Below are 22,557 nucleotides of genomic sequence, written 5' to 3'. Positions count from 1 at the left end.
TCAGTGGAGAATCTTTTCTATGGGAATTTTCTCATCTTGATAGTATTTGTTTCGAGGCTTTTCTGAATTATTTTAGCCAGCAATATCCTCAGCAAATGCACATTATTCAATTAGACAATTCAGGAGCTCACACTGCCGGAGACATCACAGTTCCTGGCAATATTCAATTATTGTTTCAACCTCCTTATGCTCCAGAATTAAATCCTATTGAACGTTTGTGGAAATTTATTAAAGATCAACTTGCTTGGCAATTGTGGACTGATTTAGAGGAATTGACTAGCGCAATTGAATTTCAGATCCGCCAATTAACTCGACCCATTGTCGCCTCTCTTACTGGGCGGGATTCAATTTTACAGGCCTTATGTGTCTCGGGTATTTTCTAAATTGATATAAGTCATCAATCAGCTGACCTCTCTTCGCTATTGACCGATTCTCTAAACTAGGTAAACTCTTAGGTTTAGGATCTAGTTCGACAACCAGTAAACTTTGATTTTCAGCGATCATCTTATTTAATTTCTTGTAAACATTCATTGGCTTGATCTCAAATAAAGGTACTTCCAGAGAAAAAATCATGCAAAATTAAGGTTAGACAAAGTTTATGTATAGGATAAATTTAAAAAACTTTAGTTATAGAATAATTATGATCTATAATAAAGTGTATCAAAAATAACTTTTACTTATGTAATCTGGAAATGTGAAAAGTTAGAACAACAGCAACAAAAATTTGTCCTTGCAAAAGGAGTAACAATCATGGCTCAACAAAATGCTGCTCGAATCTATAAAAAAATAGAGAAAGCCTCCGCTCAACAAGAAAGACAGAAAGCCTTTAGTGATCCAGAAGCTTTCATTCGTCTAGCTTCAGCTAGAGGTTATGCCCTCACCGTCAAGGATTTAGAGACTCAACTCAATAAGTTGTCTGATGAGGAGGTGGCAGGTATTTTTAATCCAGGTATCCCACCGAGGCGACATCTTTTCCCAAAATAAAAAAGTTGAAGAACTCGTAACTAAACTACAAGGCATCTAGTTTGAAACTAGTAGTTTTAAAGGAGTTAGTTTCGTTGACTGAATATATGATTTTGTTAGAAGCGTCTCCTTTTTTAAGGGGGCGCTTTTTGCCGTAACATTGCTCAAGCTAGAAAAATAAATTATTTTGTTTTTTTAATAAGTCTTGGTGAACTCGGCTAAAGATATTAGTTTTATTTCAGGATGTTGTTGCGCGCGCTCTCTTTCTGGTGCAGTGTTGTATCCCCAATCGGCAAGGAATAATTGTACTTTTGATAAATCAGATTGTTGTCTAACTAACTCCAAAGTTTTTAAACGATCTTCGATAAACCAAATACTAAGATCTGATTCAGCAATCTTATCTCGTAATAATCTTAGGGTTTCGTATTTAGGTCTTTTGCATTCTTTGCCAATAATATTATCAGCTGGTAACGTTATTCCCTGCTGCCCTAATAATCGCTTGACGAATCTTCCTTCTTTGGTGGTCACGATATAAAAATGACAATCAGAATTAATGATGTATTGCAGTTTACTCAAAATCCCAGGATAAAAACGGTGTAGGCTTAGCCAATTATCCAAATCATTATTAATCCAATTGTCTCTAGTGCTGTCTAGAGCATTGCTGAGGAATTTTTTGTCCAAATCTTCTTTGGTAACTATTTGTTCGCGGAGCAAATGCCACTGGGACAGGATATCTTCTGGAGTAATTCCCAAAACAAGCGATCGCAATAAAACAGGCATTTCCCAACCAGTTTCAATTACAGGTCGAAGTTGCGAAAAAACCTCAGCAAATCCATCTGTCATGGCGACAGAATCTTCCTGCCAAATTTGGTGATAGGTCTTCTGTGTGGTCACAAAATATTCTCGCAAACCATCACAAATAACACCATCAAAGTCTAATGCCAGTAATCTTGGGAGCATAAAAATTAGTACCTTGTAATTATTAACTTTCTCAATATTTTTTTGCCTGAATAATGCCTATTCATTTATTACTTATTACTTATTACTTATTACTTAATTAGTTCACTAAAACTTCTCTGTTAACCTCAAAAATCAAAGACTGATCTCTCCATAATTGATATTTCCCTTGCCAAACGCCAGGAAAAATTTTGCGTTTTCCTATATAAGCTAACCAGCTACGATAGGAACGCTCCAAAGCTCCATCTTCGTTATAAACAACTTTTCCATTCGGTGCTATTAATGTCCATTTTTCAACGTCTCCGCTCAATACCCCATAGGCATGAACCCAAAATGCCAAAATAGGAATATCTGCTGATAATTGAGTCTCTTTGTATAATCCTGACCATATTTCAGTTTGAGTCGGCTGTTTGGGGGCAAATCCTGCGCTCATCAAACCTGTGGGCTTGTAATCTAGGGGTTCTGACCATAAAGAATTCAGAGGCTGATTGCAGCCAGGACTAGAATTAACCCCCACAAAAGGATCTATAATTTGCCCATCTTTGCGAACATTCAAGTGAATATGGGGAAAAGATGCTAACCCTGAAGCTCCAACCATGCCCAAGATAGCCCCTTTTTCTACTTGTTCATTGGGCTCAACGATGACACTGCCCCGACGTAGGTGACAATATTGAGTTTCCCAACCATTTCCATGATCAATTACTAAACCATTCCCACATTCTCTATTTTTGATGGCCTGCTTTTTCTCCGGACTGTCCACTAGTGCGTCGGTCATCCAGTCTCTAACTCTCAGGACTGTTCCTGATGCAGTTGCTAGTACGGGAACCCCAGTTTTCATGACTGCTAAGTCAGAAATCCCAAAATCAGTTCCTTTATGCCCATCGTAAGTCTGTCTGCCACAACCAAAGTCAATAGCTTTTGAACTAGGATCACGATCAACGTAATGCATAATAAAACAGTCTTGCTCAAGATTACAATCTATGGGTAAAGCAAAGTTGGGCAATTGTGCTGATGAGGCAATATGTTTTGATTCTGTATTGGATAAATTTGATGATGTTGAGCTATGAGTGAGGCTTGATGAGTTGAAACAGCCAATGAACAGAGTTAGAGTTAGACTAATTAAGACGATGAAAAGATTTTTTGTCTGGTTTGGCATCTTTAGTATCTTGAGTACAAGTACTTAGGCAAATATCTGGGCAAAAGTTTTAATCTATTTTGTTGCTTAAAACCTAACATTTACTTGCGAAAACAGTCTTTACTAGAAAATAATTTGCCCATTCATGTCAATTAGGTTTCTTGATTGCAAATGTTTGGTGAAGTTGCTGTTTGTCCTAAAAATCTATGAAAAAATAATTATTGGTGACTGTAAATTTAAAGATTGCATCACTATCAACTCGGTAATATATTTAAGGAGTACATTTTATGTGCTTCTTTTTTTGTGCTTAAGTGCTTAGTTTTTAACTTCCGCTTTGGTGTAATATTTTGCTGGGACAGGATTTCTCAATATTCTGACTCCAAAACTATATTAGCTATTGAGTTGAAGATACTTGCATGCCATTTAGTAACCTAAGGGGATGGATTAAATCTCAAGCCCTAGAACGGAAATACCAGCGAATCATTAAAGACCGTTTTCAGCAGCTACCTATTCTTCAAGAAATTGACCATCTCAGAGAGCATAGGCGATATCAAGACCCTAAGAATTTGATTCCCTTTGGAGACAAAATCTATTCTCAGAGTGATGAGGATGGCATAATTCGTGAGATATTTAACAGAATTGGCACAACGAATAAGATCTTCATTGAGTTTGGCATTGGCAATGGCTTGGAAAATAATAGCCTTGCTCTATTGTTTGAAGACTGGCAAGGTCTCTGGATTGATGCTTCCACAAAAAATATCAAAAAAATCAGGAAGTATTATGACCAGATTATAGAAAATAAGCAATTACAAGTTGTTGAATCTTTTATTACTAGGGACAATATCAATAAGTTGATCTCTGACAAGATAAAATCGCAGGAAGTTGATCTACTATCAGTAGATATTGATGGCAATGACTATCATGTCTTGAATGCCATCACTTGTGTTAGCCCCAGGGTAATTGTCGTTGAGTATAATGCCAAGTTCTCCCCACCAATAATGTATTGTATGGACTATGATGAAACACATTCCTGGGAAAAAGATGATTGTTTTGGTGTCTCATTGAAGTTCCTAGAAGTTAAGTTAGAAGGATATTATCTTGTTGGTTGCAACCTATCAGGTGCCAATGCTTTTTTTGTCAGGAAAGATTTAGTTGGCGATCGCTTTTTAGAGCCTTTTACTGCCGAACAGCATTACGAACCTCCCCGGTATTATCTGTCTGGATATTTTGCTGGCCATCCTGCTGCCTATAGCACTTTGGCTAAATCCTTTACAATGCGAGCTGCTGAGGCATTTTAGAGATAGTATTAAGCTCTTAAAAAATGAATATTTGGGATAAAGTGGGCAACTGCAATTGCAGCATCTATAGTTGTTGAGGGAGTTGGTTTCAACACTGGCTCATAGCTAAAAAATCAGCTAGTTTTTAAATTTATTTATGACAGCTTTCCAAATGCCTCACCCCCAGATTCCTAATTCTGCTTGGAAACGTTCTATTGGTAAAGGATGGGACAAACCATATACTGTTCGCTACGCCAGCAATTTAGATGACGGCCCTTGGCACGGTGCGCCTTTGGGTGGATTTGGTGCGGGATGTATTGGGCGATCGCCGAAAGGAGATTTTAACCTTTGGCATTTGGATGGGGGAGAACATCTTTTGAATTCTATTCCCGCTTGTCAGTTTAGTGTTTTTGAGTCGGTTGCCGGTGGGGAGACTCAGGCGTTTGCTATGGCCTGCGAAGATGATGGGGAGATTGGGAAATGGGGAGATAGGGAAGAGAGCTTATCGAGATGGAATTGGTATCCCCAGGAGCAAGGAGTCTATGCTGCTCTGTATCCTCGGAGTTGGTATGAGTATCAAGGCGTGTTTGCCTCGGAGCTGACTTGCGAGCAGTTTTCGCCGATTTGGAAAGAGAATTATCAAGAAACAAGTTATCCTGTTGCGATCTTTGACTGGACGGCTCATAACCCGACCGATAAGCCAATTACGCTGAGTATTATGCTGACCTGGCAAAATACTGTTGGTTGGTTTACCAATGCAATCAAGTCTCCTGAGGTGAAAGTGAGAGATGATGGCAGTCCAGAATATGAGTATCAACCGAAATGGGGTGATAGCACAGGCAATTATAATCAATGGATACAGGATAGTTATCGGGTAGGTTGCATCCTGAATCGCGTTCAGCCTCATAGTGAGATTCAAGAAGGAGAGGGGCAAATCGCGATCGCGACTGTGGCAAATCCAGCAGTCGAAGTATTTTACCTTAGTCGTTGGAATCCAGAAGGAGATGGGAGTGAGGTTTGGGACTCCTTTGCCGCAGATGGTTCTTTGCCCGATAAAGAAGATGAAACCCCAGCTGATCCTGGGGAACAGATTGCTTGTGCGATCGCAGTTCGAGTAACTATCCCACCAGGTAAAACCAAGAAAATACCCTTTATTTTGGCTTGGGATTTTCCTGTTACCGAGTTTGCCCAAGGAATCAACTATTATCGTCGTTATACAGACTTTTTTGGCCGTACAGGCAATAATGTTTGGAGTATTGTTAAGACAGCTTTAAAGCATAGTGATTGGTGGCGAGAACAGATAGAAGCTTGGCAAAACCCAATCTTAGAGCGCCCAGATTTGCCAGATTGGTTTAAGATGGCATTGTTTAACGAGCTTTATTTACTTACTCAAGGTGGAACCCTCTGGAGTGCTGCGACAGAAAGCGATCCCGTAGGGCAATTCTGCGTTTGCGAATGCATGGATTACCGTTGGTATGAAAGTCTCGATGTGCGTTTATACGGTTCTTTTGGGTTGATGATGTTATGGTCGAAGCTTGATAAAGCCGTACTAGAAGCCTTCGCTCGAGCTATTCCCAAAAGCGATGATAAACCAAGAATTATTGGCTATAACGGTGCCACAGCAATCAGAAAGGCCGCCGGGGCTACACCTCATGACCTTGGGGCACCCAATGAACATCCTTGGGAAGCCACAAACTATACTTCCTATCAAGATTGCAACCAGTGGAAAGATTTACCCAGTGATTTTGTCTTGCAAGTCTATCGAGATTATCTGTTTACAGAGGGAGATAACACCGAGTTTCTTTGGGAATGTTGGGACAGTGTGGTTTGCACTTTGGCATATTTAAAAGAATTTGATGAGGACAATGACGGCATTCCCGAAAATTCTGGCGCGCCAGATCAAACTTTTGATGATTGGCGATTACAGGGTATTAGTTCCTATTGCGGCGGTTTATGGATTGCTGCCCTAGAAGCTGCGATCAAAATTGGCGAGATTTTAATTGCTAATCCTACTAAAAATCCTGAATTGCAAACCGCAGATTTTCCCCAAGGGATTGAAAAGACAATTAGTGATTATCGGGAATGGTTGCAGCGATCGCGCGAACTTTATCACGATACTTTGTGGAACGGTGAATATTACCGTCTTGATAGTAAGAGTAATTCCGAGGTTGTGATGGCAGATCAACTTTGTGGGCAGTTTTATGCCAGACTTTTGGGTTTACCTGATGTGGTGGAAAATCAATATACGAAATCTGCTTTAAGTAAGATATATGATGCTTGTTTCCTCAAGTTTCATGATGGTAAATTTGGGGCAGCTAATGGGGTGTTACCTGATGGTAGTGCAGTGAATCCTGATGATACTCATCCTCTGGAAGTTTGGACAGGAATTAATTTTGGACTGGCAGCTTTTATGGTGCAAATGGGTATGAAGGATGAGGCTTTTAGGTTAACAGAAACTGTGGTGAGGCAGGTATATGAGAATGGTTTACAGTTTCGGACCCCCGAAGCGATTACTGCCGTGGGGACTTTTCGGGCGAGTCATTATTTAAGAGCGATGGCTATTTGGGGTGTTTATGGTGTTTTGAATGATTGGAAGTAATTTCGCGCAGAGACGCAGGAAGATTGATTCGTTATATCTCGCGCAAAGTCGCAAAGGCGCAAAGGGATTTATTGGGTTGTTATATAGATTTTTATTAAAAAAAGTTTTTGCTTATCATAACACTCACTAGAAACTAATTTTGAAGAGGCCATTTGGGAGCATCAATAGTATATCTCAGATGAAAAAATACATATCTATAGTTTACGGTGTCATTTTGTCACCATTGCTATAGTATGGAAATATGAATCTTAAATTTTGCTATGTCAAATACTGCTAAAAAAGATGATCGGGTTACTACGAGAATCCCCCAAAATGTCAAAAATACTCTAGAGCAAGCTGCTAGTATTACTGGCGCAACTCTCAATCAATTTATAGTTCAAGCCGCATTAAAAGAAGCCCAACAGATATTAGAAGCAGAACGAATAATTCATTTATCAGAAAAAGATGCGGAAACTGTATTTTCACTCCTAGAAAATCCTCCTGCCCCAAATGAAAATTTAAAGCAAGCAGCAGAACAACACCAAGCCTTTTTTTGTGAAGATCATTGAACTATTAGATAAAACGCATAACCGTGCTGATTTTAATTGTAGTAATGAATATTTAAATCAATATTTACAACGAACAGCACGACAGCATAACCAAAAAGGAATTTCTCGCACTTTTGTTTTAACAGATACAGCTAGCGAAAAACCGAAAGTAATTATTGGTTTTTTCACTTTGTCATTATGTGAGGTTCGCAGTGCAAAGCTTCCTCCTTCACTAGCTAAAAAATATCCTTTAACTGTCCCCGGTGTTAAATTGTCAAGACTCGCTGTTAATATAAATTGGCAAGGCAAAGGAATTGGTAAAATTTTAATGATAGAAGCAATGAAAAGAGCCGTAATTATTACCGATAATAATGCAGGGGTTATGGGTTTATTCGTTGATGCTAAAGATGAGAGGGCAAAGCAATATTATAATCGTTACAGTTTTGCAAGTTTAGAAGATAGTCCGCTAGAAATGTTTTTGCCTCTGGCTACAATCAGACAAATTATTTGAAGAAATCATCTTTTTAAAATTTAATTAATGCGATCTCGCAGCGCCAGACTTCGTCTGATCGCGAAATCAGGAGTCAGAAATATGACAGTGCAAATAGAAGAAAAGCTATTCAGTAGTTTAACGGAAAAGATGAGAAAGCAGACGCAGAGAAATAATGATCAGAAAATATTATTTTGAGCTTAGAGGCAAATCATGGCAATACCAGTACCCTATTTAGCAGTAGAAGAATATCTAACAGCAGAACAAACTAGTCAAAATCGCCATGAATATATAGGCGGACAAATTTTTGCAATGGCTGGTGGCAGCAGAGAACATAATCAAATTTGTCTTAATATTGCTTCTCTTTTACGTTTTCACGTTAGAGGAAGTGATTGTACTGCTTTTGTGGCCGATATGAAAGTAAAAATTCCCCTCCAAGATAAAGCAGATATTTTTTACTATCCTGATGTGGTTGTTACTTGTAATAGTGATGATCAAGAACGTTTTTTTCTTGATTATCCTTGTTTAATTATCGAAGTTCTCTCCCCTGGGACAGAGGCAATAGACAAAAGAGAAAAAAGACTTAATTATCAGACTTTGGATAGTTTGCAAGAATATATTTTAGTTTCTCAAAGTGAAATCAGATTAGAAGTATATCGCAAAAGTAATCAAGGAATATGGAATGTAGAAACTTTAGATCAGGATGATAATTTGCAATTAGATTCTGTGGGGTTAACTTTGACCATGCAAGATATTTATGAAGATATTTTCACATTATAAATTGATTGACTTGTCACAAGTATTCAGATCGAGAGAAAATGGATGCGCGATCGCCTAACTATTCCTTCTCATTCGCCGAGACAAAGATTTGCTCTGCCGTTAAGTTCAATTCACCAAACTGCGGTGATAAGACTTGCTCCTGACCAGAAAATTTGCCCACTTCAGAGTAATATTTTCCTGTAAGTTCTAATACTAGTACTGTTTGCCCATCAGGATCGACAATCCAATATTCAGGAATTCCGCAATCTTGATACTGCGATCGCTTAGCAATATAGTCGCGGTTGCGTTGTAATTCTCCTGGACTGACAACCTCAACTACTAGTAATGGGGGAGCCATAGTCAGACGCAGAGTATTGCGCTTTGCCAGTTGCTGAATATGTTCTTCCCGAATAATTGTCAGATCAGGATAACGGTTTCTTGGTTCGCCTTGTACTTCCAGTTCCAATCCATGACCTCTAACTCTCCGATAGCCTAATAGCGAAACAAATTGGAGCAGCAAGAATGTCGCAATTTCTACATTTCTGCCAGATTCTGGGGGCACTTCGAGTAACTCTCCGTTGAATATTTCATAAAGCTTATCTGTTCCATCGTCGTAGGATAGATACTCTTCAAAGCTCTGAAATCGAGGCTTAACTTGGATCATGGTCTTCTTGCGATAAATCTACCACCTAAAACTTACTGCCTAAAGCCTAGCACCAGTCTTGTCTAGAATTTTTGTCTCATCACTCTCCATAGGCTTTTGAGGTAAACCATATACAACCAAGTAGAGTTATCCTTACTAGCTCAGGATGTAAGCTTCGCTACAATAAATTCAAGCTGACAATCAAAAGTCAATATCTAAACACTTGTTTCCTGTTAGGTTCCGACTATTATCCTTGCTGAGCTTAAGCATAAAATAAGTCTTTAAATGAAAATTTTTGCTATATATTCACACAGATAATTATATACAAATTAAGTAAAACACTGATAACTGTTCATTGATAACTGATAACTGAAAATGCAACCAACTAATCCTCAACAATTCACAGAAAAAGCATGGCAAGCCGTTGTTAAAACAGCAGATATTGCCAAACAAAATAAGCACCAACAAATTGAAAGCGAACATCTACTAAAAGCATTATTGGAAGAAGAAGGACTAACAACTAGTATCCTCAACAAAGCAGACATTAGCGTTTCCCAAGTACGCGATAAAGTAGATCGCTTTATTGATAGTCAAGCCAAAGTCAAGAATCTTGGAGACTCCATTTATTTGGGGCGCAGTCTCGATCGCCTGTTGGATCGCTCAGAGAAATTTCGTAAAGAATTTGAAGATGAATATATCTCGATCGAGCATCTCATATTATCCTATGCCAAAGACGATCGCATTGGGAAGGATATATTTCGAGAATTTAACCTAACAGAAAAAAAACTTAAGGAGATTGTTAAACAAGTGCGGGGGAATCAAAAAGTGACCGATCAAAATCCCGAAGGCAAATATCAAGCATTAGAAAAATACGGTCGAGAATTAACCGAATTAGCCAAGAAAGGTAAGCTCGATCCCGTCATCGGTAGAGACGAAGAAATTCGCCGCACTATTCAAATATTATCCCGTCGTACGAAAAATAATCCTGTTTTGATTGGCGAACCTGGAGTGGGTAAAACTGCTATCGTCGAAGGCTTAGCCCAAAGGATTGTCAATCGAGATGTTCCCGAATCCCTACGCGATCGCAAACTAGTCGCTCTGGATATGGGTGCGCTCATCGCAGGAGCCAAATATCGTGGGGAATTTGAAGAACGACTCAAAGCTGTCCTCAAAGAAGTTACCGAATCCGAAGGCAACATCATCATGTTCATCGATGAGATCCATACCGTGGTTGGTGCAGGTGCCACCCAGGGCTCGATGGATGCCGGTAATTTGCTCAAACCAATGTTAGCCAGAGGTGAATTGCGCTGCATTGGAGCGACTACCTTAGATGAATATCGCAAATATATCGAAAAAGATGCCGCTTTAGAAAGACGTTTTCAATCGGTACTGGTTGATGAACCAAATGTTGTTGATACAATTTCTATTTTGCGAGGCTTGAAAGAGCGTTATGAAGTTCATCATGGGGTGAAAATTTCCGACACTGCGGTGGTAGCAGCCGCAACTCTCTCTACTCGTTATATCAGCGATCGCTTTTTACCCGATAAGGCGATCGACTTGGTGGACGAAGCAGCAGCTAAGCTGAAAATGGAGATTACTTCCAAGCCGGAAGAGTTGGATGAAATTGATCGCAAAATTCTGCAACTGGAGATGGAACGGTTATCTTTGCAAAAAGAAGCAGATAAGTTGTCCCAAGAAAGATTGGAACGTTTGGAAAAAGAATTAGCCAATCTTAAAGAGGAACAGTCTGAGCTCAATGCTCAATGGCAAGCTGAAAAAGACGTAATCGGCAAACTGAATAACTTTAAAGAGGAAATTGATCGTGTGAATCTCGAAATTCAGCAGGCAGAAAGAGATTATGATCTCAATAAAGCTGCGGAATTACGTTATGGGAAACTCACCGACCTGCAACGTCAGATCAAGGAGATTGAAAGCAAGCTAGAAGAAACCCAATCCACTGGGCGCAATCTACTGCGAGAAGAGGTCACAGAATCTGATATCGCTGAAATCATCTCTAAATGGACAGGGATTCCCTTAAATAAATTAGTCCAATCAGAAAAAGACAAAATACTCCTACTCGAAGATGAATTGCACGAGCGAGTTATCGGGCAATCAGAAGCGGTGACTGCGGTAGCTGATGCGATTCAGCGATCGCGTGCGGGCTTAGCTGATCCAGACCGTCCTACTGCCAGCTTCATTTTCCTCGGGCCAACAGGAGTGGGTAAAACCGAATTAGCTAAAGCTTTAGCCAAAAATTTGTTTGACTCCGAAGATGCCTTGGTGCGGATTGATATGTCGGAATATATGGAAAAACATAATGTATCCCGTCTTGTCGGAGCGCCTCCAGGATATGTCGGTTACGAAGAAGGAGGCCAACTTACCGAAGCAATTCGCCGTCGTCCCTATTCTGTCATCTTGTTTGATGAGATTGAAAAGGCTCATGGTGATGTGTTTAATATTATGTTGCAAATTCTTGATGATGGCCGACTCACCGATTCTCAGGGCAGAACTGTGGATTTCAAAAACTCGATTATTATTATGACTAGTAATATCGGTTCACAGCATATTCTCGATGTGGCGGGTGATGATAGCAAATACGAAGAAATGCGATCGCGCGTGATGGGTGCCATGCAAGATAGTTTCCGCCCCGAATTTCTCAACCGTATCGATGAAATTATTATCTTCCATAGTTTAACGAAAGAACAATTACAACCGATTGTTAAACTGCAAGTTCAAGCTCTAGAAAAACGTCTGGCCGAACAAAAATTAGCTTTGAAGTTATCCGATGCCGCAGTCGATTTCCTCTCAGAATTGGGTTATGACCCTGTTTATGGAGCCAGACCGTTAAAGCGAGCCATTCAAAGATACTTGGAAACTGCGATCGCGAAAGCGATTTTGCGGGGAGAATTCCAAGGCGGCGATACTATTTTTGTGGATGTTGAAGATGAAAGATTAACTTTCAAACGATTATCAGTTGAGATGTTGGCTTAATACTAAGTCGCGTTCTAAAGTGTAATGGGCGCATCTCGCGCAAAGACGTTTACCCAGCTCCGTGTTCTGGGCAAAGACGCAAAGGGAATTAAAAATGATCTTACGTCTATAAACACAGGTTATTATAAGGCAAAGGGGAAAGGTAATTAGTTAAATTATTGTTCCCCGTTCCCCGTTCCCTGTTCCCGTATTAAAACAGAAAATAACGTTGAGCCATTGGTAACTCGGTCGCCGGTTCGCAGGTCAGAAGTTCGCCATCAGCTCTTACCTCATAGGTTTCAGGGTTAACTTCAAGATGGGGCGTTGCTTCATTTAACTTCAAATCGGCTTTGCTCAGATTACGAGTATTGCCAACTGCTGCGATCATATTTGTTAAGCCAATTTGTTCGGGGATTCCCGCTTCTAAACTCGCTTGAGAAACAAAGGTTAAAGAAGTTGCCGCGATCGCACCGCCAAAACTCCCAAACATCGGACGCATATGTACGGGTTCAGGAGTAGGAATACTGGCATTCGGGTCTCCCATCTGAGCATAGGCGATCTCACCACCCTTGATTACCAGTTCTGGTTTTACGCCAAAGAAAGCAGGTTTCCAAAGACAGAGATCAGCAAGTTTTCCTTCTTCTATCGAGCCAACATGATTGGCAATTCCGTGGGCGATCGCGGGATTAATTGTATATTTGGCAATATAGCGTTTAGCGCGGAAGTTATCTGACCTCTCCCCCGACCCCTCTCCTACAGGGGAGGGCAGCACACCTCTTTGAACTTTCATTTTATGGGCAGTTTGCCAGGTGCGAATTATGACTTCTCCTACTCTGCCCATTGCTTGGGAATCGGAGGCAATCATGCTAAATGCTCCCAAATCATGGAGAATATCTTCAGCAGCAATGGTTTCTTTACGAATTCGGGATTCAGCAAAAGCGACATCTTCAGGAATGCTTTTATCTAGATGGTGACAAACCATCAACATATCGAGATGTTCCTCTAAAGTATTAACAGTAAAAGGACGGGTTGGATTGGTCGAAGAAGGTAAAACATTGCTCAAGCCACAAACCTTGATAATATCTGGAGCATGTCCCCCTCCCGCACCTTCAGTATGATAGGTGTGAATTACTCGATCTTTAAACGCGGCGATCGTATTTTCAACGAAACCAGCTTCATTAAGAGTATCGGTGTGAATTGCCACTTGCACATCATATTGATCGGCCACAGTTAGACAAGTATCGATAGTTGCGGGAGTTGTACCCCAATCTTCATGGAGTTTTAGACCCATCGCTCCTGCTTTTACTTGCTCGATTAATCCTTCGGGTTGGGCGCTATTGCCCTTGCCCAAAAAACCGAGATTCATGGGGAAAGCATCAGCCGCTTGCAACATGCGCCAAATATTCCAAGCTCCAGGAGTGCAAGTTGTGGCATTAGTTCCTGTTGCGGGGCCTGTACCACCACCGATCATAGTGGTGATTCCCGACGCGATCGCAGTTTCGATTTGTTGAGGGCAAATAAAATGAATGTGACTGTCAATGCCACCGGCGGTAAGAATCATTCCTTCCCCAGCAACGGCCTCAGTAGATGGGCCAATAATAATATCGACATTGTCTTGGATATAGGGATTTCCTGCTTTGCCAATCTTGAAAATTTTGCCGTCTTTGATGCCGACATCGGCTTTGACAATGCCCCACCAATCAAGGATTAAGGCATTAGTGATTACCATATCTACTGCGCCATCTGCTCGGGTTATGGGTGATTGTCCCATGCCATCACGAATTACTTTGCCCCCACCAAATTTGACTTCATCGCCATAGGTTGTGTAATCTCGTTCGACTTCAATAAATAATTCTGTGTCGGCTAATCTTACGCGATCGCCTGTTGTGGGGCCATAGGTATCTGCATAAGCGCGACGATCCATACGATAACTCATAATATTAATTCCTATATATTCACCTAATAAATAGTAGATTAAGACAATTTTAGGCCTTACGCAGGATTAAATTCTGATTATGATCGGAGTTTTTGCTTAATTTACCAAAAATAAAGTCATTGATAACCTAAATTAACAATGACCTAATATTTTAAAAAACCCTTACAATGCTAGTATAAAATCATCTCAAATATTAAAAAGGTGAGGAAGGAAAAGGGCTGGTGAGAACAGGAGACCCAAATCCCAAGGGAGATCCAAAAGATCCAAAAAAACCAAAGGGAGAAGAACCAAAAGCAAATCCAAATCCGTTTCCTGTGATTGTGGTAGAGGAACTACCATCTTGTCCATTAAGACTTTGACCCTCTACATTAGATATGTCTTCAAATATGTCCAGGTTCTGAATATCCAAAATCTTCATCTGTAATAATCACTCCATTAGTTTAAGTACATGAATACTAGTGTTAGTTCAACAACTATATCTACATCTAATCCAATCGCAGATAGCAAAATATAAGTCGCCAAAATGCCACAAACTTTTTCCAGGGGTGAATTGTCTAACCTTACAGCAATTTATCTGAGCTCCTTTTTACTAAGCTTTAAATTCATGTCTTTAATAAGAGAAACGCAAAAATCATAAATTGCGTTATGATTGGCTTGTCATAAGAAGACACTGTGTTTGCCATAGCTAGTACCCTCTCATTACAAAACTTATAGGCGTTTCAGCTTTTGTATTTTTACTTCTATAAACTTACGTTGAGCAACACTAGTTGCTAAATTAGCTCTGTTAAAACTCAAAAACATAAAATTGAGTTAAAAAACTATAATCATGGGAAGAATTAGAAAACCACAGCTCTTATCAAGCTTAATTAAAAATATTGGTGGAGAACAATGGTTTAATTTAATAGACAAATACAAGGCTATTGATCTTAAAGGTCGTTATCTGCATTGGGATCAGTTTCAATGGAGAGTGGATAAAGGCGATGATCCAGAAGCCGCTTGGGTTGCAACTAAAATTTCTCGAAGGGCGATCGCGAAAAAACTACCATTACTTAAAGCTAAAAGTGAACGTTGTTTTAGTTATTGCATTCCCGATTCTCTACTAGCTCAGTTACATAGTATCGACACCATGACAGCTGGTGGGCATTCTCTTAGTAACAGTACATTTATCGTATCTAGCCAAGCAGAGAAAGATCGTTATTTGGTGAAAAGTCTCATGATGGAGGAAGCTATCACCTCATCGCAACTTGAAGGTGCTTCTACCACGAGAAAAGTTGCCAAGAAAATACTCGAAAATAATCTGCCCCCTAAAAACAAATCTGAACAGATGATTGTCAATAATTTTCTGCTGATGAAGGAGGTTTTAGCTAGGCAAGACGAAGAATTATCGATTGAGATGATTTTAGAATTACATAGTATTGCTACTGATAAAGCTATTGAAAACCAAGCAATTCCAGGAAAATTGAGACAGGATGACAACATTTATATTGCAGATCAATTGAATGAAAATTATTATCAGCCGCCAAGTTGGGAAACTTTAGAGGAGAGGTTAAACAATCTTTGTCTTTTTGCCAATGAATGTCATAGTAGTCAGAATTTTCATAATTTTACTCATCCCATTATTAAAGCGATTATCCTGCATTTTATGATTGGATATATTCATCCCTTTGGTGATGGTAATGGCAGAACAGCAAGAGCGATTTTTTATTGGTTTATGCTGAGGGCTGGCTATTGGCTATTTGAATATGTTTCGATTAGTAAACTGATTCAAGAAAAACGTAGTGCTTACGATACTGCTTTTCTTTATACAGAAACAGATGATTTTGACCTCACATATTTTATTTATCATCAAGTAGAAGTGATAGTAAAAGCGATTAATGCGCTGCAAATCCATATCGAAAACAAAAAGCGAGAATTATCTAATTTTGTGACCTGGATAGATAAAAGTTCTCTTGCCAAGAAATTAAAACGAGGGCATTTGGAAATTCTTAAAGAAGCAGTAAAAGAGCCTGGAAAAGAATTTACGTCTAAGCAAGTCTCTCTGAGTTTAGGAATAAGTGAAAATACAGCTAGGAGTTATTTGAAAAAATTGGCAGACCTAGATTTGCTAATCTTAGCTACCAGTAAAAAAGGTCGGATGGTTCGTTATGTGGCTCCTGCTAGCTTAAAAGAAAAGATGAGTTGAAGCCATTAGGTGATAGTGCGATTTTCCCAGACTAATTCCCCCGGCGTTGCTGAATCCAGATATGAATTCGTTTCGCGCAAAGGCGCAAAGACGCAAAGAAAGAAGATTAGTCCAAAATTCTTTCATGTTTTAAATCAGCAACGCCATTCCCCCTAGCTATACTTAAGGCGACCGCTTCTGCGACTTTAATACCATCGATGCCCGCAGATAAAATTCCTCCAGCATAGCCAGCTCCTTCCCCCGCAGGATAGAGCCCCGCCGTATTTAAACTTTGGTAATTTTCATTTCGTTTAATGCGGATCGGCGATGATGTTCTAGTCTCAACACCTGTCAAAATCGCATCATTCATGGCAAACCCAGGGATCTTTTTATCAAATGCGGGAATCGCTTCTCGAATAGCTGCGATCGCATAATCTGGCAAACTCGAATTTAAATCACCCAATTTCACGCCTGGCTTATAGGATGGATAAACCTTACCAAATTTCACTGAAGGTCGATCTGCGAGAAAATCTCCCACTAATTGAGCTGGAGCTTCATAGGTGCTACCTCCCAGGGCAAAGGCTCGCTCTTCGAGATTTCTTTGCAAAGCAATGCCTGCTAATGGCCCATCAGGATAATCTTCGGGAGTAATTCCCACAACAATTGCACTATTAGCATTAGACTCATCACGGGCATATTCACTCATGCCATTGGTCACTAATCTCCCTGGTTCCGAGGCTGCGGCTACAACCTTCCCTCCAGGACACATGCAAAAACTATAAACAGAGCGACCATTCTGACAATGATGAACTAATTTATAATCTGCGGAACCTAAGCGATCGTGACCTGCCTGTTCGCCAAAACGGCACTGATCAATCAATGATTGGGGATGCTCAATACGGAAGCCGATAGAAAAGGGTTTTGGCTCAATATAGACATCGCGATCGCAGAGCATTTGGAAAGTATCACGAGCGCTATGACCCACTGCCAAAACTACATGATTGCTGGCAATATATTCCCCGTCGGCTAACCTTACACCGCGCACCTGACCGCGATTTATATCAAGATCTGCGACTCGACATTGAAAGCGAATCTCGCCGCCGAGTCCCTCGATAGTGGCTCGCAAATTCTGCACGATTTTGACCAAACGATAGGTGCCAATATGGGGTTTATTGATATAAAGAATTTCCGGATCAGCTCCCGCATTTACTAGCTCGGTTAATACTTTACGACCATAATATTTGGGGTCTCTGACCTGACTATAGAGTTTGCCGTCGGAAAAGGTCCCGGCCCCGCCTTCGCCGAACTGAGCATTAGACTCAGAATTGAGTCGTTTTTTGAGCCAAAAACCAAAGGTATCAACACTGCGATCGCGCACTGATTTGCCCCGTTCCAATAAAATAGGACGAAACCCCATTTGAGCGAGCAACAGTCCGGCAAACATGCCACAAGGCCCTGTCCCAACTACAATGGGGCGCATCTCAGAAGCTTGGGATGCTTGAGTAACTAGGTGATAGGTCATATCAGGGGTCAGACAGACATGGGAATCTTTTTTGAACCGCTGAAGTAGTTTTTTTTCTTTGGTTGTCTCAACATCAATGATATATACCAGAATGATTTTTCCCTTTTTGCGGGCATCGTAGCTACGTTTGAAAATGGTATAGCGTATTAATTCAGCGGCAGAAATGTGTAACTTTTTGAGAATGACATCCTGAATTGCTGATTCGTGATGATCTAGTGGTAATTTAATTTCTTTGAGGCGTAGCATACTCGTTATTGAGTCTAGGGTTGGTTAGGAGATGGCTGTTATGAAATAGTCAAGGATTATCCTGCAACTCCACATGAGTTGGAAGACTGCAAACTTTAGGATTGTGCGGCGTGCGAGTGTTGATATTATCTGTCGCATAGGCAGTCAAAATAACTTTACCATCGACCGTTTTCATCACACCTCTAGCTGGATAAATGTCTCCAGCATTAGTTTTGATAGGTTTAATCTCTGGATATTGCGCTTGCAACTGAGAATTGGTTATTGGTTCATCTATCAAAAGAGTCTCAGAATCAAAAGGTTCAGTAGGTTCAGGAGGAACACCACCTTTTCCTTTAACTGTTAAACCACTGGGTTGGTCAGAAGTGCGATCTCGCTGACAGGCTTGCTCAAAAGTTTGTTCCGTTTCGATTAGGTTACTGGGTACTTCAGTCTCAGTTTGCAGAGGATTAACATCGGGAGTGATGATAGAAATCGTGCCATCTAAGCCGTCTGCTTGAGAACTAGCATCAATATCATTTCTGTCATTGGAGATAAAGTTGCCATTGCTGTCTATCGCTTCTCCTTCTTTTAAGTTAAAGAGTTGTCTGGCTCTGATTGTAATATTTCCGCCATTTCCTCTTTCGGCGGTGGCGACAATATCATTTCCGTTGCCACTACTAGGAAAAGCAATGATAAATCGGCTATTGCTGTTGTTATTTCCTTCAATAACAATATTCCCCCCATTAGCATCTCCTGAGGCGCGAGCTGATATTAAGCTATTGTCTCTCAGGGTGATATCTTCGCTAATTGTTAAATTAATATTGCCGAGATTGCCTGATGCTGTCTCAGCGGTAATCTCTCCTTGGTTGACATTTAGAGAACGAGCCGTGATTTGAATATTTCCGGCATTCCCAGTTCCAGTACTTCTAACTGTCAATCTGCCGCCATTTGATATGTTCAACTCATCTGCCTGATTAATCGATATGCCCCCTGCATTTCCTTCTGTCGTGGTCTCAGATTTTAATGTTGAATTATCACCTACTAACACAGATGGTGCGTTAATTGAGATTTCACTACCGTTTCCCTGTCCGACGGTCCCAGAATCAAGTATAGATCCTCCTTCAAGGGAAAAGGAATTTGCTGTAATGATTATTCCCCCAGCATTTCCCACCCCAGTTTCTCTAACACGACTAGAAATATTACTTTCTTCTGTAATTGTGACCGTATCTTGTGCCGTGATATTCACGCGGCCAGCATTTCCTTGTCCTTGTGTATTAGCAATTAAGTTAGAGTCTCCTTTGATATCAATAGAATTTGCAGTGATATTAATATTTCCTGCATTGCCCATTGCATTTGCACCTACTTCAGCACGAATCCCACTTTTGTCATCTAAAATAAATGCTTCCTCAGCTTGGATTATGATGTCTCTTCCATTTCCCTGATTAACAGTACCCGCATCAAGTATCGATTGTTGGTCTATTACAATAGAATTGCCTGCTATGCTTATTCCTCCAGCATTACCCACCCCAGTTTCTCTAACACGACTAGAAATATTACTTTCTCCTGTGATCGTGACCGCATCTTGTGCAGTGATACTCACGCGACCAGCATCGCCTTGTCCTTGGGTATTCGCAATTAGGTTAGAATCTCCTGTAACATCAACAGAATTTGCGGCAATATTAATTCTGCCTGCATTCCCCACTCCGTTTTCCCCAACTTCAGCAATAATGCTACTTTTACCCATTAGAGTTATGTTTTCTCTTGCATTAACAATTATATTCCCAGCATTTCCTGTTCCTTGAGTGTTCGATATAATTCGCGACTCATTTTCTAGAAAAAAGCTACCGGTTGTAATATTAATAGTGCCTGCATTCCCTTGAGCCCTCTCTCCTATCTGAGCTTGAATCTCACTATTATTTAGGGAAATATTCTCAGCTTGAATAGCTATATTTCCTGCATTGCCCACAACATTTTGTCCGACTTGAGCAATAATTCGACTTTCACCATCTAAAGTTAGATTATTAGTTGCATTGATGATAATATCCCCAGAATTACCTTGCCCCCTAGTATTAGCAAGAATAAAAGCTCCTGCCGCAACAGAAAAATTACCTGTATTGATTTCAATATTTCCCGCATTCCCAACCCCAGTTTCTTGCACTTGAACATTTAACTGAGTTGTCGCAAAATCAGGGTCATTACTAGCGTCAATGGTCAGAGATTCTGAGGCATTAATATTTATATTCCCTGCATTGCCTCGACCCCTGACAAAAGAGAAAATAGAACCATCATTAATCTCTAATATTTTGGTATTTAATGTAATATTTCCGCCGTCTCCTGTAGCAGCAGCTTCAACTGTCGTAAAGATTTCACTAGTCCCCGTAAAAGTTATTTTCTCTGAAGCATTAATCTCAACATCACCAGCATTTCCTAGTCCTTGAGTATTCGCCAAAATAAAGGAGCGATCGCTCATCGTAAAATTTTTGGTATTAATTTCTAGTCTGGCACCCTGACTAGAAGAATTTCCGGTGACACCAGTAAAAAATCTACTTGTATTAATACTAAAATCTTCCGTTTCTGGTCTTTCAATATCGTTCTCTAGCGTTACGTTCTCTGCGGCGTTAATAATAATTTCACCACCATTTCCTGAACCAAAATTACTATTTGTCACGATAGTTCCATCTCTGAGAAATAAAGAACTAGTGTTAACGTTGATGCTTCCAGCATCTCCTACAGCATCAACCTCCACTCGATTGGACAAATTACTGTCATTAAAAGTAATGATTTGTGCTGCATTGAGATTAACATCCCCCGCATTACCTACCGCGTTACTCCTAACACTGTTTTGAATCAGGCTGTTTTCCAAAACAGAGATTGAATTACTAGCATTAATATTAATATCTCCAACATCACCAACTCCTCTGGTTTCGGCATTTAGTCTAGAATTATTGTTCAATTCTAAGGAATTAGCACTGATATTAATATTTCCTGAATTACCAATAGCATCACCAATATTTTGGTTACCTACTTGATTAATAATTGAACTTCTATTGTCTAATAATATTTGTGCTTTGGCATTAAGATTGATATCTCCAGAATTTTTTCCCTGATCGTCAAGAACTTGAGAAATAATTAAACTACCATTGTTAATCAAAATTGAGTTGTCAGCTTGAAAATTAATATCATTTTCCGCTCCTGCAATAATAAAACTCCTATTGTCTAAACTAATATTATCTCCCTGGAGATTAATACTTCCATCAGTAGAAAATGCCCCCAAAAAGGCATTATTATCCAAGAAAAGGTTAGCTTTAGTAATCGCCTCGGGAAATTCTAAATCTCCCTCGATTGTAATGCCAACTATTCCTGCATCAGATAGTCCTCCCAAGGTAATTCTATCGCCTAATAATCTACTATTTACATTTATCGAACCGCCTATTAAATTCAGATTAGAGTTGGATATACCGCCCGCATTATTCGTTGTTATCGGACTAGGATCATCACGAAAACTCAAACCAATAGGAGCATTAATAGTTAACAAAGGAGGATTATTTAAATCTGTGGCGCTAAATTCCCCATCGGGAAATGAAATGCTATCAGCAGTACTTCCATAAAATGAACCCCCAATATTTAGGCTTGCTCCTTCCCCAAAGATAATTCCTGCGGGGTTGATCAAAAATAAATTCGCAGTTCCCTGCGCACCCAGTAACCCGTCAATGCTGGAAACATTGCCGCCCGTAACTCTGGAGAAAATATTGACGACATCCGCTGCATTATTAAAAAATGCTGACCCACCATTAGGAACTGAAAATTCACCAAAGCTATGAAATAAATTGCCCCCAGCGCGATCGCCCTGTTCAATAGTAAAATTATTCCCTTCAACATCAACCCTAGTGTTCGTAGTGCCATCAGGGGTGACTGCTTGTGCCGCAACTGAGTTCAGGAAAACAGCTTCAACAAGAGTAAAGCAGCCTAAAGAGAATAGTAGTGATAATCCTTGTCTCATCTTGCGACGGCCCCACTAGCCACTAGATCGATAAATGTAATTTAGTTCTCAGCAATTATACATACAAAAATTACGATAAAGTTGATCACTATTATTTTCCAGTGTTCGCAATCAGATTTGCGATCGCGTAAAGCTCGTTAGTGGGAAATTGTAGTTTTGCAATATTGTATTTAATCCGCTTTCTCAAAGTTAGACAATATTGGACAATACTGTTTTACTTCTAGTTCCTGCTTCATCAAAGAGAGTCGGCTCTTGCTTCTCCACAGGCATGACATCGGGTTCAGCTAACCCTAGTAAATTTAAACTGGCTGAATAGTCTCGATCTGCTATCCAGTCACAGCTATCACATCGATAAACTCTAATATTTAATGGAAGTTTATCTTTTTTATGTCC

18 protein-coding genes are annotated in these 22,557 nt (G+C 40.0%); 10 read left to right on the top strand and 8 right to left on the bottom strand.

Translation table 11 applies throughout. From position 1 onward, the window contains the following. Together XEN7305_RS05970 and XEN7305_RS05965 are read left to right on the top strand one after the other, a co-directional pair. On the top strand, positions 1–383 hold a 383-nt coding region (locus XEN7305_RS05970), incomplete at its 5' end, for a transposase (RefSeq protein ID WP_006508464.1). A gap of 367 nt (positions 384–750) precedes the next feature. Continuing rightward, positions 751–984, top strand: coding sequence for a Nif11-like leader peptide family RiPP precursor (locus XEN7305_RS05965; protein WP_006508462.1), 234 nt, complete (start codon positions 751–753; stop codon positions 982–984). Positions 985–1,158: 174 nt separating this feature from the next. Here the strand turns inward: XEN7305_RS05965 and XEN7305_RS05960 are convergent, their stop codons facing one another. Then, the gene (locus XEN7305_RS05960; protein WP_006508461.1) at positions 1,159–1,923 is read right to left on the bottom strand and encodes an HAD family hydrolase; all 765 of its coding nucleotides are present in this window, start codon (positions 1,921–1,923) and stop codon (positions 1,159–1,161) included. Positions 1,924–2,020: 97 nt separating this feature from the next. Further along, on the bottom strand, positions 2,021–3,076 hold the full coding sequence (locus XEN7305_RS05955) for a M23 family metallopeptidase (protein ID WP_006508460.1): 1,056 nt from the start codon (positions 3,074–3,076) through the stop codon (positions 2,021–2,023). 395 nt (positions 3,077–3,471) lie between these two features. Here XEN7305_RS05955 and XEN7305_RS05950 point away from each other — a divergent pair, with 395 nt between their 5' ends. From XEN7305_RS05950 to XEN7305_RS05930, 6 genes are all read left to right on the top strand, one after another. After that, positions 3,472–4,353: a hypothetical protein gene (locus XEN7305_RS05950; RefSeq protein WP_006508459.1), complete on the top strand. Its 882-nt coding sequence runs from the start codon at positions 3,472–3,474 to the stop codon at positions 4,351–4,353. A 136-nt stretch (positions 4,354–4,489) separates the two neighbouring features. Beyond that, the gene (locus tag XEN7305_RS05945) at positions 4,490–6,931 is read left to right on the top strand and encodes a GH116 family glycosyl hydrolase (RefSeq protein WP_040896905.1); all 2,442 of its coding nucleotides are present in this window, start codon (positions 4,490–4,492) and stop codon (positions 6,929–6,931) included. Positions 6,932–7,191: 260 nt separating this feature from the next. Beyond that, positions 7,192–7,479: a DUF1778 domain-containing protein gene (locus XEN7305_RS05940; RefSeq protein ID WP_006508457.1), complete on the top strand. Its 288-nt coding sequence runs from the start codon at positions 7,192–7,194 to the stop codon at positions 7,477–7,479. Continuing rightward, positions 7,466–7,969 (top strand): GNAT family N-acetyltransferase, encoded by a 504-nt coding sequence (locus tag XEN7305_RS05935; RefSeq protein WP_006508456.1) that lies wholly within the window; start codon positions 7,466–7,468, stop codon positions 7,967–7,969. The genes XEN7305_RS05940 and XEN7305_RS05935 overlap by 14 nt, the downstream gene beginning before the upstream one ends. A 27-nt stretch (positions 7,970–7,996) precedes the next feature. Next, positions 7,997–8,146: a hypothetical protein gene (locus tag XEN7305_RS28925; protein WP_006508455.1), complete on the top strand. Its 150-nt coding sequence runs from the start codon at positions 7,997–7,999 to the stop codon at positions 8,144–8,146. Positions 8,147–8,161: 15 nt separating this feature from the next. Beyond that, positions 8,162–8,728, top strand: a complete 567-nt coding sequence (locus XEN7305_RS05930) for a Uma2 family endonuclease (RefSeq protein WP_006508454.1) — start codon at positions 8,162–8,164, stop codon at positions 8,726–8,728. Between the two features lie 58 nt (positions 8,729–8,786). Here the strand turns inward: XEN7305_RS05930 and XEN7305_RS05925 are convergent, their stop codons facing one another. Next, the gene (locus tag XEN7305_RS05925; protein ID WP_006508453.1) at positions 8,787–9,371 is read right to left on the bottom strand and encodes a Uma2 family endonuclease; all 585 of its coding nucleotides are present in this window, start codon (positions 9,369–9,371) and stop codon (positions 8,787–8,789) included. Between the two features lie 354 nt (positions 9,372–9,725). Here XEN7305_RS05925 and clpB point away from each other — a divergent pair, with 354 nt between their 5' ends. After that, positions 9,726–12,341 (top strand): ATP-dependent chaperone ClpB, encoded by a 2,616-nt coding sequence (gene clpB, locus XEN7305_RS05920; protein WP_006508452.1) that lies wholly within the window; start codon positions 9,726–9,728, stop codon positions 12,339–12,341. A 190-nt stretch (positions 12,342–12,531) separates the two neighbouring features. On the opposite strand, the gene ureC is transcribed toward clpB, so the two are convergent. After that, on the bottom strand, positions 12,532–14,256 hold the full coding sequence (gene ureC / locus XEN7305_RS05915) for an urease subunit alpha (protein ID WP_006508451.1): 1,725 nt from the start codon (positions 14,254–14,256) through the stop codon (positions 12,532–12,534). Positions 14,257–14,449: 193 nt separating this feature from the next. After that, positions 14,450–14,674, bottom strand: a complete 225-nt coding sequence (locus tag XEN7305_RS05910; RefSeq protein WP_006508450.1) for a hypothetical protein — start codon at positions 14,672–14,674, stop codon at positions 14,450–14,452. A gap of 408 nt (positions 14,675–15,082) precedes the next feature. On the opposite strand from XEN7305_RS05910, the gene XEN7305_RS05905 reads away from it, so the two are divergent. After that, positions 15,083–16,438, top strand: coding sequence for a Fic family protein (locus XEN7305_RS05905; protein ID WP_006508449.1), 1,356 nt, complete (start codon positions 15,083–15,085; stop codon positions 16,436–16,438). 106 nt (positions 16,439–16,544) lie between these two features. Here the strand turns inward: XEN7305_RS05905 and XEN7305_RS05900 are convergent, their stop codons facing one another. From XEN7305_RS05900 to XEN7305_RS05890, 3 genes are all read right to left on the bottom strand, one after another. Next, positions 16,545–18,185 (bottom strand): NAD(P)/FAD-dependent oxidoreductase, encoded by a 1,641-nt coding sequence (locus XEN7305_RS05900; RefSeq protein ID WP_006508448.1) that lies wholly within the window; start codon positions 18,183–18,185, stop codon positions 16,545–16,547. A gap of 49 nt (positions 18,186–18,234) precedes the next feature. Beyond that, complete coding sequence (locus tag XEN7305_RS26435) at positions 18,235–22,164, bottom strand: filamentous hemagglutinin N-terminal domain-containing protein (protein ID WP_006508447.1); 3,930 nt, start codon at positions 22,162–22,164, stop codon at positions 18,235–18,237. 189 nt (positions 22,165–22,353) lie between these two features. Then, on the bottom strand, positions 22,354–22,557 hold a 204-nt coding region (locus XEN7305_RS05890; RefSeq protein ID WP_006508446.1), incomplete at its 5' end, for a zinc ribbon domain-containing protein.

The organism is Xenococcus sp. PCC 7305 (assembly GCF_000332055.1).
GTDB lineage: Bacteria > Cyanobacteriota > Cyanobacteriia > Cyanobacteriales > Xenococcaceae > Xenococcus.
Note: the sequence above shows the minus strand (reverse complement) of the source record. Positions and strands in the feature narration are given on the sequence as shown.

Bases quoted from the DNA above. Each gene is read 5' to 3' on its own strand.
- XEN7305_RS05965 (WP_006508462.1), top strand. From the start codon at position 751: ATGGCTCAACAAAATGCTGCTCGAATCTATAAAAAAATAGAGAAAGCC.
- XEN7305_RS05960 (WP_006508461.1), bottom strand. From the start codon at position 1,923: ATGCTCCCAAGATTACTGGCATTAGACTTTGATGGTGTTATTTGTGAT.
- XEN7305_RS05955 (WP_006508460.1), bottom strand. From the start codon at position 3,076: ATGCCAAACCAGACAAAAAATCTTTTCATCGTCTTAATTAGTCTAACT.
- XEN7305_RS05950 (WP_006508459.1), top strand. From the start codon at position 3,472: ATGCCATTTAGTAACCTAAGGGGATGGATTAAATCTCAAGCCCTAGAA.
- XEN7305_RS05945 (WP_040896905.1), top strand. From the start codon at position 4,490: ATGACAGCTTTCCAAATGCCTCACCCCCAGATTCCTAATTCTGCTTGG.
- XEN7305_RS05940 (WP_006508457.1), top strand. From the start codon at position 7,192: ATGTCAAATACTGCTAAAAAAGATGATCGGGTTACTACGAGAATCCCC.
- XEN7305_RS28925 (WP_006508455.1), top strand. From the start codon at position 7,997: ATGCGATCTCGCAGCGCCAGACTTCGTCTGATCGCGAAATCAGGAGTC.
- XEN7305_RS05930 (WP_006508454.1), top strand. From the start codon at position 8,162: ATGGCAATACCAGTACCCTATTTAGCAGTAGAAGAATATCTAACAGCA.
- XEN7305_RS05925 (WP_006508453.1), bottom strand. From the start codon at position 9,371: ATGATCCAAGTTAAGCCTCGATTTCAGAGCTTTGAAGAGTATCTATCC.
- clpB (WP_006508452.1), top strand. From the start codon at position 9,726: ATGCAACCAACTAATCCTCAACAATTCACAGAAAAAGCATGGCAAGCC.
- ureC (WP_006508451.1), bottom strand. From the start codon at position 14,256: ATGAGTTATCGTATGGATCGTCGCGCTTATGCAGATACCTATGGCCCC.
- XEN7305_RS05910 (WP_006508450.1), bottom strand. From the start codon at position 14,674: ATGAAGATTTTGGATATTCAGAACCTGGACATATTTGAAGACATATCT.
- XEN7305_RS05905 (WP_006508449.1), top strand. From the start codon at position 15,083: ATGGGAAGAATTAGAAAACCACAGCTCTTATCAAGCTTAATTAAAAAT.
- XEN7305_RS05900 (WP_006508448.1), bottom strand. From the start codon at position 18,185: ATGCTACGCCTCAAAGAAATTAAATTACCACTAGATCATCACGAATCA.
- XEN7305_RS26435 (WP_006508447.1), bottom strand. From the start codon at position 22,164: ATGAGACAAGGATTATCACTACTATTCTCTTTAGGCTGCTTTACTCTT.